We start from the raw sequence: 14,975 nt of genomic DNA, 5'->3' as shown, positions 1-14,975 counted from the left end.
CGGCAGGCCGACCGGCGGTGGGGCTACTCCAGCGCCGTCGCCAGCAACGCCTCGTAGGCGGGGGCGTACTCGTCGGCCACCGCGTCCGGGTCCTTCCGCTGGGCGCCCGTCAGCGCGGGTAGTTCCACCCGGGCGCGGGGCTCGATCATCGCCAGCACGTTCTCCGTGGTCTCCTCCAGGGTCCCCTCGCGGGCCGACCCACTGGCCACCTCGCAGGCGTTCGCGTAGCGCGCCCCGTCGTAGATACGGGCCTGCCGCGGTTCCACGACGGCGACGGCGTCCGGTTCGTAGCCGTCGAGCGGCCGGGCGATGTCGGCGTAGGACTCGACGACGGCGCGGTCCTCGGCCGCGATGCGGTCGGCCAGCGCCTCGAACGCCGGCACGTGGTGGGCGGCCATCACGTCGTTGAACGCGGGGACCGAGTCCACGGTGACGGCCCCCTCGAGCGGGAGCGACTCGACCAGCGAGTTCGGCAGGTCGGCGGTGCCGTTGACGACCCACGTCTCGTCGCCGCGCGGGCCGACCCGGTCGACGAGGAACTCCCGGCCGGTCCGGCCGAGCAACCCCTGCTTCGGGCCGGGGACGGGCGTCCAGAGCCGGTGGACGGGGTTGACGGCCTCGGGGTCCGCCTCGCCCGGCGCCGCCCCGGTCAGCCGTCGGGCGTCCTTCCCGTAGAGCCGGCCGGCGTCGACGGCCCGCCGGTAGTCGTCGTGGTCGAACCAGTAGTCGTTGCCCGCACGCGGCTTGTAGCCGGGCGCGTCGAGTTCGCGACACAGCCCCACCGAGAACGTGGTCTTGCCCGCGTCCACCCGGTCTCCGCCGGCGACCAGCAGTTGCATTCGGTGGCGGTGCGCGCGCCCCCGGCAAAACTCCGCCGTTCCGGTCGGGACGCTCCTCGCCGACGGGAGGGGTCTGCCGTGTGCCAATCTTGGGGTTATGGCTCCTCGTCACCTGACGTATCACATGGACACGAACAGCATCGAACGTGCACTGAACGCGACGCTGAACGGGGCTGCAACCGGGGCGGCGGTCTACCTCCTCGGCCGGGCGACGGGGTACCAGCACCCCCGCGTGGCCGCCACACTCGTCGGGACGGCCGTCGGTGTCGGGACCTACAGCGCGATGGCCCACGTGGACTTCGAGGCCATCGCCGAGGCAGCGGCGGCGGCCGAGGCAGAGGTCGAGGCGGCCGTGGAGGAGACCGACGTGGTGGACGTCCCCGTCGACGCCCCCGACGAGGAATCGGCCGACGAACCGCACCGCCGGCGCCGCACGGAGGTCCTCTCCTCGGCCGTCGAACACGCGATGGGGTTCCGGGGCGGCGAGGAGGAGCCGAGCGCCTGAGCGCCGACCGGCCTCACTCGGCCAGCCCGTAGTACCCCGGCTCCTCGTCCGAGGCCGGGTTGGCGAACACGAACGACTCCTGGTGGTAGATCATCCAGGGGATGGCCCAGTCGAGCAACACGTTCTCCGTCTCCACGTCGAGGCCCTGGTCGACCGCCACCCCCTGGAGCAGTCGCGCCACCTCGTAGACCGTGTACATCTGGTCGGACTCGAGGACCTCGTCGGGGTCGCGGAACTCCAGTGCGCGCAGGTCGTCGAACTCGGACTTCGGCTTGGGCATGGCGGTCGTTCGCCACCACCGGTCGTAAGTGCGGCGTTCCCCTCACTCGCGTCTCGCCTCGCCCCGTGGCCGGGGTCTGTTCAGGCCGTGAAAACGCTCTCGACGTTATAGGTGGGTGTGGTCCAGAGGGTATCTCATGTCGGAGGCAACGCCGCTCCTCGAGGCCGTCCGGGACCTGGCCGGCGAGGCGCTCAGAGACCTGTGGACGTTCGACCGGTCCGGCCAGGAGTGTCTCTACGTCCGTGACGACGTGGCCGACCACCTCGAGGACCACGACCCCGAGGCGTTCATCGACAACGAACGCTACGGCTACATCACGCGACTCACGTACGAGGAACTCACCTACACGGGCTACGAGTACACGGTCCGCGGGTTCACCCAGTTCGAGACGTTCCGGACGTTCCTCGACGACGGGAGCGACTCGCCCGTGGGTGTCCTCGTGAGCGTCGACCGGGGGTCTGGCGTCCAGTTCGCGGACCTCTTCTCGGAACTGCTGGACGTGCCGGGCTACGGCGAACCGGACTGGGACGTGCCCGAGGTGCCGGACGCGGGACCGCTGGGCTACACGGCGAACTGACGCGGAACGGGACGACAGGACGGACGCGTCGCTGTCTCACGGAGCCTCGAAAGAAAGCGCAGGTGGACGGCTCGCCGCGTGGCGAGTCCGTTACTCGAAGTGCTCGACGGACTTCTCGTACTGTTCGGCGGCGTGGTCCCAGTCGACGACGTCCCAGAAGCCCTCGATGAAGTCACCGCGGGCGGGGCCGTAGTCGTAGTAGTACGAGTGTTCCCAGACGTCGAGCGCGAGGATGGGGTGGCTGCCCCAGAGGGCACCCTGGTCGTGCTTGTCGACGACCACGTTACGGAGCTGCTTGGCGACGGGGTCGTACACGAGCAGCGCCCAGCCACCGGCGGCGCCGGCGGCGGCCTCGAACTCGCCCTTCCAGCCCTCGTAGGAGCCGAAGTCCTCCTCGATGCGGTCGGCGAGCGCACCCTCGGGTTCGCCGCCGCCGTTCGGGTCCATGTTCTCCCAGAACAGCGTGTGCAGGTAGTGGCCCGAGCCGTTGTGGGTCACGTTGCGCATCGCTCCGCCGGAGGAGCCGAACTCGCCGGCCTCACGGTTCTCGGCGAGCGTCTCCTCGGCCGAGGCCAGCCCGTTGACGTAGCCCTGGTGGTGCGTGTCGTGGTGCCACGTCAGCACCTGCTCGTCGAGGAACGGCTCCAGCGCGTCGTAGTCGTACGGGAGTTCGGGGAGCTCCGGGTCAGAGTGTTCTGGCATGCTTGTAACCTCCGTCCTACCTATCTCACGGCCGACTGTTAAAGGTTCGTAGTCCCGAGGTAGCAGGCCACACACGGCGTTTCAGTCCGGTGGTTACGCGACCGTCACCCGATCCGGACGAACCCTTCAGCCGGTGACGTTTATCGGGTTCGGGAGGGGGTAGAGGTCGGCGGTCGTGTCGTCGCGCTCGGCGTCGACGAGCGGGTCGTCGTACCCTTCGGCCGTCACGACGAGTCGCTCGTACTCCGTCGGGAGCGAGGCGGCGATCTCGAGCGTCGTCCGGACGCGCTCGCACCCGGTCGGGCCGCCGTCCGTGGCGTCGGTCGTCCGGATGGTGATCTCGTAGACGCCCGGCGACCGGCGGGTGACGGGACTCTCGCTGACGTCCACCTCGGTCCCGGCCGGGTGGACGACCGTCGCGTTCAGCGTCACGGGGTATGAGACGCCCGCGGCCACCTCGTGGACCCACCCGGCGTTCGGGTTCAGGTCGGCCTCGGGGTCCCAGCAACTCGGGCCACCCATCGAGGTGGAGACGGGTGGGTTCTCGGGGTCTGGCGGGACGATGGAGGGGCCACCGCCCCCGAGCGGGAAGGCGGTCAGCAGGACGCCGCCGACGAGGACGCCCGCGAGGAACGCCATCCCGATGGAGAGCACTCGGGCAGTCGTCTGGTCCATGATGGGTCGAAACGTGTCATTCGGGGAGTTTGAACCTTCCTATCAGATGGGGGGTGTGAGAACTGGGGGAGACCGGCTCGACACGGGCGGGTCAGACACGACAACGTCGGGGGCGTCCTCGACTGTCCGCTGTTCGGCGTCCGGCACCTCGTCGTCCCGTACGCCGGATACGTCACGACTGCACTCGTCGGCGTCGGTACGGTCGCCATCCTCTACTCGGTGTGCGTGTGGGGTCCCGTCGGCGACCACGGGCCCCCACCAGCGGTCGACCCGTCACCCCCAACCGTCCTCACTCCCCCCGCGCTTCCTCGAACATCGCCAGCGCCTGTTCTCGGCGTTCCGAGTGGTCGACGATGGGGTTCGGGTAGTCGGGGGCGGCGGCCTTGCGCTCGGGGAGCGAGAGCTCGTGCCAGCCGTGTATCTGGTCGGGGTCGGCGTCCGCGAGTTCCGGCACGTACTCCCTGATGTACTCGGCGTCGGGGTCGTACCGCTCGCCCTGCGTCATCGGGTTGAAGATGCGGAAGTAGGGCTGGGCGTCGGTACCGGTGGAGGCCGCCCACTGCCAGCCGCCGTTGTCGTTGGCGGTGTCGTGGTCGACGAGGTGCTCGCGGAAGTGGTCGTACCCCTCGCGCCAGTCCTGCAGGAGGTCCTTGGTGAGGAACGAGGCGACGATCATCCGGACCCGGTTGTGCATGTACCCCTCCGCGAGCAACTGGCGCATCCCGGCGTCCACGATGGGGTAGCCCGTCTCGCCGGCCTTCCACGCCGCGAGTTCCTCGCCGTCCTCGCGCCAGCGGATGCCGTGCTCGTACTCCTTGTAGTTCTGCGAGACGACCTCGGGGTTGAAGTAGAGGACGTGGGTGTAGAACTCGCGCCACGCGAGCTGTGACTGGAACGCCTCCACGTTCTCGCGTTCGGTCTCCGTCTCGGCCGCCATCGTCGCGTCCTCGGTGGCGGCGTACACCTCGCGGACACCGATGGTCCCCCAGCGGAGGTGCGCCGAGAGCTTCGAGGTGGCGCGGTCCGCCGGATAGTCCCGCCGGTCGTCGTACTCGAAGACGGCCGACTCGCAGAAGGCGTCCAGCCGCTCGCGGGCGGCCTCGTAGCCCGCCGGCTCCACGTTGCAGTCCGGTTCCTCGAAGCCCAGTTCCTCGATGGTGGGCATCTCGCCCGCCTCGACAGCGTGGTCGGCCGGGTCGACGACCGACTCGGGTGCGGGATAGGGGTCGGCCTTGGCCCGGTCGCGCCACTTCTTCCAGAAGTAGGTGTAGACGGAGTACGGCTCGCCCTGGTTCGTCGTGATGGACCCCGGTTCGTGGTGGATATCGTCGTGGAACGACTGACGTTCGAGGTCGCGGTCGGCGAGGGCCTCCTTGACCCGGGCGTCGCGTGCCTGTGCCAGTCCGGAGTAGTCGCGGTTCCAGAGCGCCCCCTCGGCGTCGAGTTCCTCGCAGAGGGCGGGCAGCACCACGGCGGGGTCGCCGTGGCGGACCAGCAGGTCCCCGCCACGCTCGCGGTAGAACGCACGGAGATCGGCGAGCGCGTCGAGCATGAAGCGGACGCGGGGTGACGACCCGTGTTCGAGGACGGCGTCGTCGAAGACGAAGACGGGGAGCACGTCCCCGTGGTCGGCGGCCCACGCGAGCGCCGTGTTGTCGGTGCCCCGCAGGTCCTGCCGGTGCCAGTGCAGGCGCATATCTCGACGGAGGCGCGGGGACCGCATGAAGCTCCGGGTAGCCTTATGTGCGTGCCGGCAGTCGAGCCGCCATGACCGAACACGCAGTGGACGAGCGGTTCGACCTGACCGGCCGGACGGCCGTGGTGACGGGCGGTGGACGCGGTATCGGACGGGCCATCGCACTGGGCCTCGCGGACGCCGGTGCCGACGTGGTACCCACGGCGCGCACGGAGTCCGACCTCGAACCCGTCGTCGCGGGCGTCGAGGAGCGGGGCGGCGAGAGCGCCCTCCTCACCTGCGACGTGGCCGACGCCGACGACGTGGACGCGCTGTTCGAGGCCGTCGAGGCCGAACTCGGTCCCGTCGACGTCCTCGTGAACAACGCGGGTATCAACCCCGCGAACGCGCTCGGGACGCCCGACCGTGTCGACCAGGACGCGTGGGACCTCGTGACCGACGTGAACCTCGGTGGGGCGTTCGCGTGTGCGCGGGCGGCGGCCCCGAACCTCGAGGAGACGGGTGGGTGTGTCGTGAACGTCGCCAGCGTCGGCGGGCTGGTCGGCCTGCCGCGCCAGCACCCCTACGTCGCCTCGAAACACGGGCTCGTGGGGCTGACGAAGTCGATGGCCATCGACTGGGCACCGGACGTGCGGGTGAACTGCGTGGCGCCGGGCTACGTCGCCACCGACCTGACCGAGGACCTCACCGAGAACGAGGAACTGCGCGCGTCCATCGAGGAACGGACGCCGCTGGACCGGTTCGCCGAGCCGGAGGAGGTGGCCGCCCCGGTCGTCTTCCTCGCCAGCGACGCGGCCGCCTACGTCACGGGGACGACACTCGCCGTCGACGGCGGGTGGACCGCTCGCTGACCTCGCCGCGCACGGGTCGGTAAATTTTGCACGCCGAATGTCGGAAAGTTCCCGTCCTATTTACGTTGGGACGCAATCATCGACGGTGGATTTATGCTTGGTGTAGCGTAAGTGAGAGCGACTGCCATGGTTAACAATGGAAAGCCGAAGGGCGTCGCGAGCGGTGTCGACCGCCGCTCGTTCCTGAAGGCGACTGGTGCGGGCAGCGCCACGGTGGCGCTGGCTGGGTGTACAGAGACGATAACTGGCGGCGGTGGCGGCGACGGCGGTATCCCCGACACTATCACCATCGGTGCGATGGGGCCAGCCGACGCCCCGTTCGGTGATTCGATCCTCAAGAGCGCACAGCTCGCGGCAGACGAGATGAACGAGAACGGCGGGATCGCGGGCGCCGACGTCGAGGTACTCACGCGCGACACGATGGACCAGCCCTCGACCGCGCGGACGGGCTACCAGGAGCTGACGTCGACCGAGGGGGCACACGCCACGGTCGGTATCTTCGGCTCCGAGCAGTTGCTCGCGCTCATGCCGGAGTTCGCCAGTGCAGAGACGGTCCACCTGACCGCAGGGGCGGCCAGCACCGAGGCCCCGGCACTCGTCGCCGACGACTACGAGACGAACAAGTACTGGTTCCGGGTGGGGCCGGTGAACTCCGTGTTCCTCCTCGAGGCGATGATCCAGTACGCCGGTTCCCAGTTCGAGGCGATGGGCTGGGAGACCGTCGCGGTCCTCGCGGAGGACTACAAGTGGACGGAGCCGATCACGAGCGATATCGAGAGCCGCCTCGTCGACGAGGTCGGCGTCGACGTCGTCGACGTGCGCCGGGTCGCCTCCGGGACCGAGGACTTCACGCCGGTCTACGACCAGCTCGAGGCGTCCGACATCGACGGGGCCTTCACCGCACTCGCACACACGGGGACGAACTCGCTGGTCCAGTGGGCCCAGCAACAGCGGCCGTTCGGCTACGGCGGCATCCACGTCCCGACCCAGCTGCCGTCGTTCTACTCGGCGACACAGGGGGCGGCGATCTCCACGTTCTCACAGACCACGGCGACTCCCACGTCCGAGATCACCGACAAGACCATCCCGTACGCCGAGGCGTTCAACGAGGCCAACGACGGCTACCCGGTGTACACCGGATACAGCGCGTACGACGCGATGTACATGCTCAAGGAGGCCATCGAGAGCGCCGAGTCGGTGAACTCCGACGACCTCGTGACGGAACTCGAGAACATCTCCTACACCGGCACGGCGGGGAACATCGAGTTCTTCGGCCAGGACGGTGAGTTCCCGCACGACGTTCGCTTCGGCGAGGACTACACCACTGGCGTGTTCTTCCAGTGGCAGGCCGACTCCGAGGGCAACGGTGTCCAGGAGGTGCTCTGGCCCGACAACCTGGCGACCGGAGAGTACGTCCCGGCCCCCTGGAACCAGTAAGCGACCAACTCACCACTCTCTCCCTAGAACTATCATATGGCATCCGTATCCATCGCGACAGTCGTTGTGAACGTCCTACTGCTCGGCGCGCTCTACTCGCTCGTCGCCATCGGGTTCACCCTCATCTTCGGTGTCGGTGGGGTCCTGAACCTCGCGCACGGCGCGAGTATCACGCTGGGGGCGTACTCGGCGTACTACGCCGTCCAGTTCGGCCTCGGCATCTACGCAGGTGCCGTGGTCGCCTTGCTCGTCCCGGCCGTGTTCAACCTCGCCCTGTACAAGGGGATCATCAAACCGGTCGGGGACAACCCCGTGGCCGTGCTGATACTCACCCTGGTGATGACCCTCGTGGTAGAGCAGGTGTTCCTCGCCATCGCGGGGGCACAGGCCGTCACCATCCCGGGATTCGTCACGGGGCAGGTGCCTGTCCTCGGCGGTATCGAGGCCAACCGCGTGCTCGGGTTCGTCCTCTCGTGGGTGCTCATCGGCGGCCTGTTCTTCTTCGTCAACCGGACGAAGACGGGACAGGCCGTCCTGGCCACCTCGATGTCGAAGAAGGGGTCCGCGCTGGTCGGGATCGACCCGGACCGCACCTACACGTACACGTGGCTCATCGCCGGCGCGCTGGCCGGTGTCGCCGGCCTGTTCCTCGGGTCGTTCCAGAGCCTGACGCCGCTGATGGGTCGGAACCCCCTGTTGCTCTCGTTCGCCATCGTCGTCCTCGGCGGGCTCGGCTCCATCCGCGGGTCGGTCATCGGGGCCTACTTCATCAGCCTGCTCGACCAGCTCACTATCTTCTACGTGAGTGAACGACTGGCTGGACTGGCGGGGCTGGTCGTGCTCGTCGTCGTACTGCTCGTCAGACCACAGGGCCTGTTCGGCCGCGAACTCGCGGAGGGATAGATGTCGGGAGAGACCGAATCCACGATGACGGAGGAACCGAGCGAAGACGGCTCGCTGTTCGAACTCGTCGACCCGCGCGAGATGGGGACGCTCCAGCGACTGGGCGTGCTCGCCCTGCTCGGGCTCGCCGTGTTCGCTCCCATCGGCGTCATCCTCGGCCGCGAACTGATGGTGTTACAGCTGACTGGGGCGTTCATCTTCGCCACCTACGTGATGACCTGGGACGTCGTCTCGGGCTACACGGGCGAGATATCGTTCGGCCACGCGCTGTTCTTCGGCGTCGGGGCCTACACCAGCGCCATCGTGAACACACAGCTGGAACTGTCGCTGTTCGTCACCATTCCAATCGGGGTGGTCGCGGCGACGCTCGCCGGCCTGCTCATCGGGTTCCCCTCGCTGCGCCTGCACGGGCCGTACTTCTCGCTCATCACGCTGGTGACACCCATCATCCTCATCTCGATGCTGGTGTTCGCCTCGGACATCACCGGCGGTGCCTCGGGACTGACGGGCATCGACGTCCTCACGCGTGACACCATCATCTCGTACTACCTCGCGTTCGGCGTGTTCGCGTTCGCGCTGGTGCTGTTCCTCGCGATCACCCGCTCGGATGCGGGGACGGTGTTGACGGCGATCCGTGAGGACGAGATGGCGGTGCAGGCCGCGGGGCTGAACCCGCAGAAGTTCAAACTGTTCGCGTTCGTCCTCAGTGGGGCCGTCGGCGGTCTCGCGGGGGCGATCGCGCTGCACACGCGCGTGCTCGGTGGGGTCGCCTCTCCGTCGGACCTGCTGGCGCTCGTCCTCTCCATCGAGGTCATCGTCGCGGCTATCCTCGGCGGGATGGGGACCATCACCGGCGCGGCCATCGGCGGCCTGATGTTCTACATGACGGTCCGCTTCCTGCGGGCGCTCCCGGACTTCGGAGTGCCGTTGCTGGAGACGCTGACCGGCGCCGTTGCAGACTCGTACTTCCTCATCTTCGCCCTGCTCGCGCTCGTGTTCCTGTTCTACGTGCCCGAGGGGGCACTCCCGCGTATCGCCCAGTACGTGAAGGGACGGCAGTCGCGAGCCGCAGTCGCGGCCGACGGCGGGCGGACGCCCGCGGAGTCGGCCATCGCGAAGTTCGTCTCGCAGCTGCGTGAACTGGTCGGGCTCGAGGGAGGTGACGAGCGATGAGTTCGGACTCCGGGTCCTCGAGCGGCGAGGGACCGAGCGCCCCCGCCGGGACGGCCGGTGGGAGCCAGACCGACTCCTACGGCCCGGACGACGGTATCCTCGTCACGGACGGGCTGACCAAGCGGTTCGGCGGTCTCGTGGCCGTCGACGACCTCTCGTTCGCCGTGCAGGAACAGGAGATACTCGGCTTCATCGGCCCGAACGGGGCGGGGAAGTCGACGACGTTCAACTGCATCACGGGGGTCTACCCGCCCTCGGACGGCACCGTCTGGTACCGCGGCGAGGACGTCACGGGGACGCCGTTCCACGAGATGGTCGCCGGCGGGATGGCCCGCACGTTCCAGTCGTTCCGGCCGCTGGAGGACCGGACCGTCGTCGAGAACGTCCAGATCTCGCTCGTCCCGAACAAGCTGTTCTCCACCTCCGGGCTCCGTGGCGGCACGAGGGCCCGGGCGGTAGAACTGTGCGAACGGGTTGGCCTCGGTGAGTCGATGCACAAGATGCCGGACGCGCTCCCCCACGCCGACATGATCCGGCTGGAGATGGGTCGCGCGATGGCGACGGACCCGGACCTCCTGCTGGTCGACGAGCCGTTCGCCGGACTCGCCGGGCAGGAGGTCGAGGGGCTCTCGAAGCTCATGACCGAACTCCGTGACGACGGGATGACGCTCGTCGTCGTCGACCACAACATGCGGGGCCTGCTCTCGCTCATCGACCGGGCCATCGTCATCAACTTCGGCTCGAAGATCGCCGAAGGGACGCCCGACGAGATCCGGAACGACAAGACCGTCCAGGAAGCGTACCTCGGCAGCGAGGCCGAGTAAAGCGACCGTTCTCTCTCGCGCTCTCGCTCTCTCACCCTGTCTGTCTCTACGCTCGCCGACTCGCCAGCACGAGTAGCGCCGCCAGCGTCGCGTGCAGTGCCCCGTCCGTTCCTCGCACCTTCCAGTCGGTATATTCGCGTTAATTACTGTCGCGTTTCTGCGCCGCATCCGCGGGTCGTTGATATACACTCCCCGGAACGACGGGCCAGGGAGGTCGCGACCCGAACCGTGCCGGGGAAGGTTTAGGTGGGCACGGTGGGACGTTCCGCCGTATGGCAGACGACGCGGTCCTACTGGACGTGGACGACGACGGTGTGGCGACGCTCACCCTGAACCGACCGGACAACCGGAACGCCCTCTCCGAGCCGGTCTCCTCGGGTATCGTCGAGAAACTCGACGAACTCGAGGACCGGAACGACGCACGCTGTCTGGTGGTCACCGGCTCCGGCGGGTCGTTCTGTGCCGGCGGCGACGTGAACTCCATGATGGAACTGATGTCCGACGTGGTGCCGCTGCACGAGGCAGTCCGTCGCATCCAGGACCAGACCTCCCGTGCCATCCAGCGGGTCCACGACTTCTACCTCCCGACGGTGGCGAAGATCGACGGGTTCGCGTACGGTGCCGGGGCGAACCTCGCGCTCGCCTGCGACCTGCAGGTGATGAACGAGGAGGCGTTCGTCTCCTTCGGCTTCCGGCAGGTCGGGCTCGGCGTCGACACCGGGACCTCCTACTTCCTCCCGCGGGCCGTCGGCTCGAACACCGCGAAGGAACTCGTGTTCACCGGCGAGAACGTCGACGCCGAGCGGGCCGTCGACATCGGCCTCGTGAACCACGCGTTCCCGGCCGAGACGTTCGAGGAGGACGTCGCGGCGTTCGTCGAGGAGATCGCGAGCGGCCCCACAGTCGCCCTGCGTGCCTCGAAGCAGGCGCTCGCCCGTGGCTTCGAGCGCTCCATCGACGACGCGATGGCGTTCGAGGCCGCCGCGCAGGCCGCCGTCTTCGAGAGCGACGACCACGTCGAGGGCGCGACGGCGTTCATGGAGAAGCGTTCGCCGGAGTTCGAGGGGAAGTAGAAGCTAAAGCTAGCAGCCGTTGTTCTTGTGGCAGGTCGTCTCCGTCTCGGTGCTCGAGGCGCTGTCCCCTCCGTCCGAGTCGGAGACCGTCACTGTAATTTCGTACTCCTTCTCGTTGCTCAGCTCCGTCGTCTTGTGGCTGATGGAACCACTGTCGCCAGAGATGGTGATTGTCTTCTCGTACTTCACTTTGTCATTTTTCTTCCTGACGATGGAGATGTCTACCTCCTCGAGTTGGTCACTATCCCCGCTCGGGTCGCTCAGGTCGGCCGTGATGTCGAACTTCGCGCCGTCGGGCGTGACGGTGAGTGACTCGACCGATGGGGCGTCCGAGTCGGCGTCACTGTCGTCGTCCGAGTCGGAGTCGCCGTCGCCATCCGAATCGGTGTCGCCGTCGTCGTCCGAGTCCGGTGTCGGCGTCGCCGTCTGCAGGCTCACGTCCTCGCTCCCCGGCACACCAGTGACGTCGATCCGGTTGGCCGAGACGTGGAGGAACGTGATCGGCGGCGGCAGCACCGCGCCGGTCGGCAGCGAGGGTTCGAACCCCTCGAGTTCGTCGGCATACACGAAGTCCGTACTCTGGTGGACGGAGAAAGGTCCGGCGTTGACCGCGCCGCGGAACGTCCCGCTCCCTTTGCCCATGCAGAAGTCGGCGTCGGTATTGCACTTCGCGGAGTTGAACGACCCGGTGCCTACGAGGTCGTTATCGCCGTCGGCCGGCTCGTTCCGGGGCGCGTACACCGTCCCCACGTAGCCCGGGTTGTTGCTCTGACCCAGGTTGAAGTGCATCTCACTGGTTCCGAACATCTGGAACCGGGTGGCGTTGTCGCTCTCGACGGTCACGCTCGCCGTTCCGCCCCGCATCGCGAAGTCCCCGTTGGTGAACACCTTCGCGTAGTGGTTCGTATCCTCGCCGTTCTCGACTCGGATGCTCCCTCCGTCGAGGCCGACGTTGCCGTCGACGAACAGCGTGACGTTCCCGTCGGTGAGGTCGAACGTGACGGTGTCGCTCGTGACGAACCCCTCGGCGTAGTACGAGACGTCGTCGCCAGTCCCGTCGTCGTCGAGCGTCCCACCGTCGTCGAGGTTCACCTCCGGGTCGTTCGCCTCCGAGTCGGCCATCAGTCGGTCGATGGCCATGTCGAGTGGCGTGTTGTCGATACTGGAACCCTCCGTGATGCAGTCGCTTCCCGTACCCGCATCACAGTTCACGTCGCCGGTCACCGTTCCGCTCGTGAGGACCTCGGATTCGATGTTCGGGTTCCCGTTTTCGGCCGTGACGTCGCCGGCCGCGACCACACCCGTCGTGTAGTCGCCGTCGATGTCGAGTTCGGCGAGCGTTATCTCGACGGTATCCGCCGGGTGGTCGTACTCGACGGTGACGCCGTCGACCCGTTGTTCGAAGTAGCCACCCCAGGCGACGTAGTAGTCGCTGGTGATGGTGATGGTCAGGATCTCGTTCTCTATGACGCCGGGGGCGAGCGAGAGGCTGCTCCCGTTGGGCGTGAACGTGACGCGACCGTCACCGCTCGCGCCCGACGTGTCCGGGTTGACCACCACTATCGGGAGCGTGAGCGTCCCATCGCGGTAGTGGAACTCCGGCGGCGAGATCATCCGACTCTCGGTGCCCGTGCCCCGCCAGACGCCACCACCCTGATAGGCGACGACCTCACCGCCCTCGTTGCGGTAGAACAGCGTCCCGAGCTCCTGGTCGACGTAGGTGGTCCCGTCGTCCGTCTCCACGACGAGACGGCCGGTCGCCTCCGCCTGGAGGGTACCGGAGCGCTTGATCCCATCGACCGACACCGACTGGACCGGGTTCTCGCCGAGCGCGACGGTCGACGCCTGCGAGTCGATCAGCGTCATTGTCTGGGTGGCCTGTTTGACCTCGACGCGCTCCTGAGTGTCGGCCAAGCCGGCCCCACCGACGAGCAAGACGGTCGTCACACCGACGGCGACGATACCGATGAGTAGAGCGAACCCCAGCACCCCCGCCTGTCCGCGCTCGGACCCCTCGTCGCCCACCGGTATCGAATCGTACACGATAACTAACATGTGTCGAACAGACGTATAAATGTACCAGTGTCTTCTGTCTCTGAAAAAACACCTGGTGAGCACGGTCGACGCCGGTCACGCTCACTCCCACGTCTCGACGACACCCTCTCGGATGTCCTCGACACACCCCCGACAGTCGACGGAGTCGGGGTCGAAACAGTGTGGTCGGGAGGCGTCGTCGAGCGAGACGGCCCGCTTCTCCGCGTAGCGGCGACAGACGACCTTCGCGCGGCCCCGCTCGTCGCGCGGGAGCCCGGACTTCGCGCTCGCCACGCCGTCGCGGTACTGCTGGCGCGCCTCCTCGATTTGCCGGCCCGCAGACCGCAGTTTCGTGCGGAGGAGCCACTTCAGCCGGCGCCGATTGCCCATGTCAGAGCGAGGGCCGGCAGGCACAAAGGCGGTTCGGCCCGCCCCCTCGGGGTTCACACGTCAACACCCAACTTTTGGCCCCCCGGGGTCCTCGGTAGGACCATGGCATCCGACAGGACCGACGAGTTCGTCGTCGTGGACGGGACCGAACTGCACTACTCCGCGTGGGGCGAGACGGGCGCTCCGCCCGTGGTCTGCGTCCACGGTCTCTCGCGCGTGGGTCGGGACTTCGACTTCCTCGCGGCGGAACTGGCCGACGAGTACCGCGTGCTCTGCCCGGACATGCCGGGCAGGGGGCTGAGCGAGTGGGCCGCCGAGGGCGAGGCCGACGACCTCTATACCGGGAGCCGGATGACCGAGCTACTGGCGGGGTTCTTCGACGAACTGGGTATCGAGGAGGCCCGGTACGTCGGCACGTCGATGGGCGGACAGCTGGGGATGGGACTCGCCGCCGGGCCGCTCCGCGAGCGGCTCAGTCATCTCGTCCTAAACGACGTGGGACCGACGCCAGCGGAGGACGAGGCGGCGCAGGAGGGCATCGACCGCATCGTCGAGTACCTCACCGACCCGCCGTCGTTCGAGCAACTCACCGACCTGGAGGCGTTCTACCGCGAGACCTACGCCACGTTCTCGCCGATGACGGACGCCGAGTGGCGGGTGTTCACCGTCGGGTCGGCGCGCCGCACACCGGACGGGGAGTTCGCCCCCGCCTACGACCCGCGCGTGGTCGAGCCACTCCTGACCGAGGAGACGGCCCACGACCCGTGGGCCGTCTGGGAGTCGATCGAGACGCCGACGATGGTGCTGAAGGGCGAGCGCTCGGACATCCTCGCCGACGAGACGTTCGAGCGGATGCAGGCGACCCGTGACGTGGAGGCCCACGAGTACGACTGCGGGCACGCGCCGTCGCTGAACGTCCCCGAGCAGAACGACCCGATTCGGCGGTTCCTCGCCGAGTGAGTGAGCGAGGGCGTCGTCGACGTGGAGGCGCGTCCAGTCCTGTGATTACACTTCCA

Annotated in this window: 17 protein-coding genes; 9 read left to right on the top strand and 8 right to left on the bottom strand. The window is 67.8% G+C overall.

Annotated elements, in window-relative coordinates:
• Positions 1-23: 23 nt before the first annotated feature.
• On the bottom strand, positions 24-839 hold the full coding sequence (locus N0B31_RS09465; RefSeq protein ID WP_260643618.1) for an ATPase: 816 nt from the start codon (positions 837-839) through the stop codon (positions 24-26).
• A 124-nt stretch (positions 840-963) separates the two neighbouring features.
• Between N0B31_RS09465 and N0B31_RS09460 the strand changes: the two genes are divergently transcribed.
• Positions 964-1,344 (top strand): hypothetical protein, encoded by a 381-nt coding sequence (locus N0B31_RS09460; protein ID WP_260643617.1) that lies wholly within the window; start codon positions 964-966, stop codon positions 1,342-1,344.
• Positions 1,345-1,357: 13 nt separating this feature from the next.
• Here N0B31_RS09460 and N0B31_RS09455 read toward each other — a convergent pair whose 3' ends face one another.
• On the bottom strand, positions 1,358-1,624 hold the full coding sequence (locus N0B31_RS09455; RefSeq protein ID WP_260643616.1) for a DUF5827 family protein: 267 nt from the start codon (positions 1,622-1,624) through the stop codon (positions 1,358-1,360).
• A 136-nt stretch (positions 1,625-1,760) separates the two neighbouring features.
• On the opposite strand from N0B31_RS09455, the gene N0B31_RS09450 reads away from it, so the two are divergent.
• Complete coding sequence (locus N0B31_RS09450; protein WP_260643615.1) at positions 1,761-2,201, top strand: DUF7522 family protein; 441 nt, start codon at positions 1,761-1,763, stop codon at positions 2,199-2,201.
• A 90-nt stretch (positions 2,202-2,291) separates the two neighbouring features.
• Here the strand turns inward: N0B31_RS09450 and sod are convergent, their stop codons facing one another.
• The 4 genes from sod to N0B31_RS09430 form a co-directional block, all read right to left on the bottom strand.
• Positions 2,292-2,903 (bottom strand): superoxide dismutase [Mn], encoded by a 612-nt coding sequence (gene sod / locus N0B31_RS09445; protein WP_260643614.1) that lies wholly within the window; start codon positions 2,901-2,903, stop codon positions 2,292-2,294.
• Between the two features lie 126 nt (positions 2,904-3,029).
• Positions 3,030-3,578 (bottom strand): hypothetical protein, encoded by a 549-nt coding sequence (locus N0B31_RS09440; RefSeq protein ID WP_260643613.1) that lies wholly within the window; start codon positions 3,576-3,578, stop codon positions 3,030-3,032.
• 42 nt (positions 3,579-3,620) lie between these two features.
• Positions 3,621-3,827 (bottom strand): hypothetical protein, encoded by a 207-nt coding sequence (locus tag N0B31_RS09435; protein ID WP_260643612.1) that lies wholly within the window; start codon positions 3,825-3,827, stop codon positions 3,621-3,623.
• Between the two features lie 40 nt (positions 3,828-3,867).
• The gene (locus N0B31_RS09430; RefSeq protein ID WP_260643611.1) at positions 3,868-5,274 is read right to left on the bottom strand and encodes a cryptochrome/photolyase family protein; all 1,407 of its coding nucleotides are present in this window, start codon (positions 5,272-5,274) and stop codon (positions 3,868-3,870) included.
• Between the two features lie 71 nt (positions 5,275-5,345).
• Here N0B31_RS09430 and N0B31_RS09425 point away from each other — a divergent pair, with 71 nt between their 5' ends.
• The 6 genes from N0B31_RS09425 (at position 5,346) to N0B31_RS09400 (ending at position 11,535) form a co-directional block, all read left to right on the top strand.
• On the top strand, positions 5,346-6,125 hold the full coding sequence (locus tag N0B31_RS09425; RefSeq protein ID WP_260643610.1) for an SDR family NAD(P)-dependent oxidoreductase: 780 nt from the start codon (positions 5,346-5,348) through the stop codon (positions 6,123-6,125).
• A gap of 126 nt (positions 6,126-6,251) precedes the next feature.
• Complete coding sequence (locus tag N0B31_RS09420; protein WP_260643609.1) at positions 6,252-7,562, top strand: ABC transporter substrate-binding protein; 1,311 nt, start codon at positions 6,252-6,254, stop codon at positions 7,560-7,562.
• Between the two features lie 36 nt (positions 7,563-7,598).
• Positions 7,599-8,465, top strand: coding sequence for a branched-chain amino acid ABC transporter permease (locus N0B31_RS09415; RefSeq protein WP_260643608.1), 867 nt, complete (start codon positions 7,599-7,601; stop codon positions 8,463-8,465).
• Positions 8,466-9,638 (top strand): branched-chain amino acid ABC transporter permease, encoded by a 1,173-nt coding sequence (locus N0B31_RS09410; protein WP_260643607.1) that lies wholly within the window; start codon positions 8,466-8,468, stop codon positions 9,636-9,638.
• Entirely contained in the window at positions 9,635-10,462 is an 828-nt protein-coding gene (locus tag N0B31_RS09405) for an ABC transporter ATP-binding protein (protein WP_260643606.1), read from the top strand. The genes N0B31_RS09410 and N0B31_RS09405 overlap by 4 nt, the downstream gene beginning before the upstream one ends.
• 272 nt (positions 10,463-10,734) lie before the next feature.
• Entirely contained in the window at positions 10,735-11,535 is an 801-nt protein-coding gene (locus N0B31_RS09400) for an enoyl-CoA hydratase/isomerase family protein (RefSeq protein WP_260643605.1), read from the top strand.
• A 9-nt stretch (positions 11,536-11,544) separates the two neighbouring features.
• On the opposite strand, the gene N0B31_RS09395 is transcribed toward N0B31_RS09400, so the two are convergent.
• Both N0B31_RS09395 and N0B31_RS09390 read right to left on the bottom strand, forming a co-directional pair.
• Positions 11,545-13,578: a DUF7289 family protein gene (locus N0B31_RS09395; protein ID WP_260643604.1), complete on the bottom strand. Its 2,034-nt coding sequence runs from the start codon at positions 13,576-13,578 to the stop codon at positions 11,545-11,547.
• A gap of 93 nt (positions 13,579-13,671) precedes the next feature.
• A complete protein-coding gene (locus N0B31_RS09390; RefSeq protein ID WP_260643603.1) occupies positions 13,672-13,959 on the bottom strand; it encodes a DUF7091 family protein in 288 nt (95 codons plus the stop codon).
• 102 nt (positions 13,960-14,061) lie between these two features.
• Here N0B31_RS09390 and N0B31_RS09385 point away from each other — a divergent pair, with 102 nt between their 5' ends.
• Positions 14,062-14,919 (top strand): alpha/beta fold hydrolase, encoded by an 858-nt coding sequence (locus N0B31_RS09385; RefSeq protein ID WP_260643602.1) that lies wholly within the window; start codon positions 14,062-14,064, stop codon positions 14,917-14,919.
• Positions 14,920-14,975 lie beyond the last annotated feature (56 nt).

The organism is Salinirubellus salinus, from assembly GCF_025231485.1.
Classification (GTDB): Archaea; Halobacteriota; Halobacteria; order Halobacteriales; family Haloarculaceae; genus Salinirubellus; species Salinirubellus salinus.
Note: the sequence above shows the minus strand (reverse complement) of the source record. Positions and strands in the feature narration are given on the sequence as shown.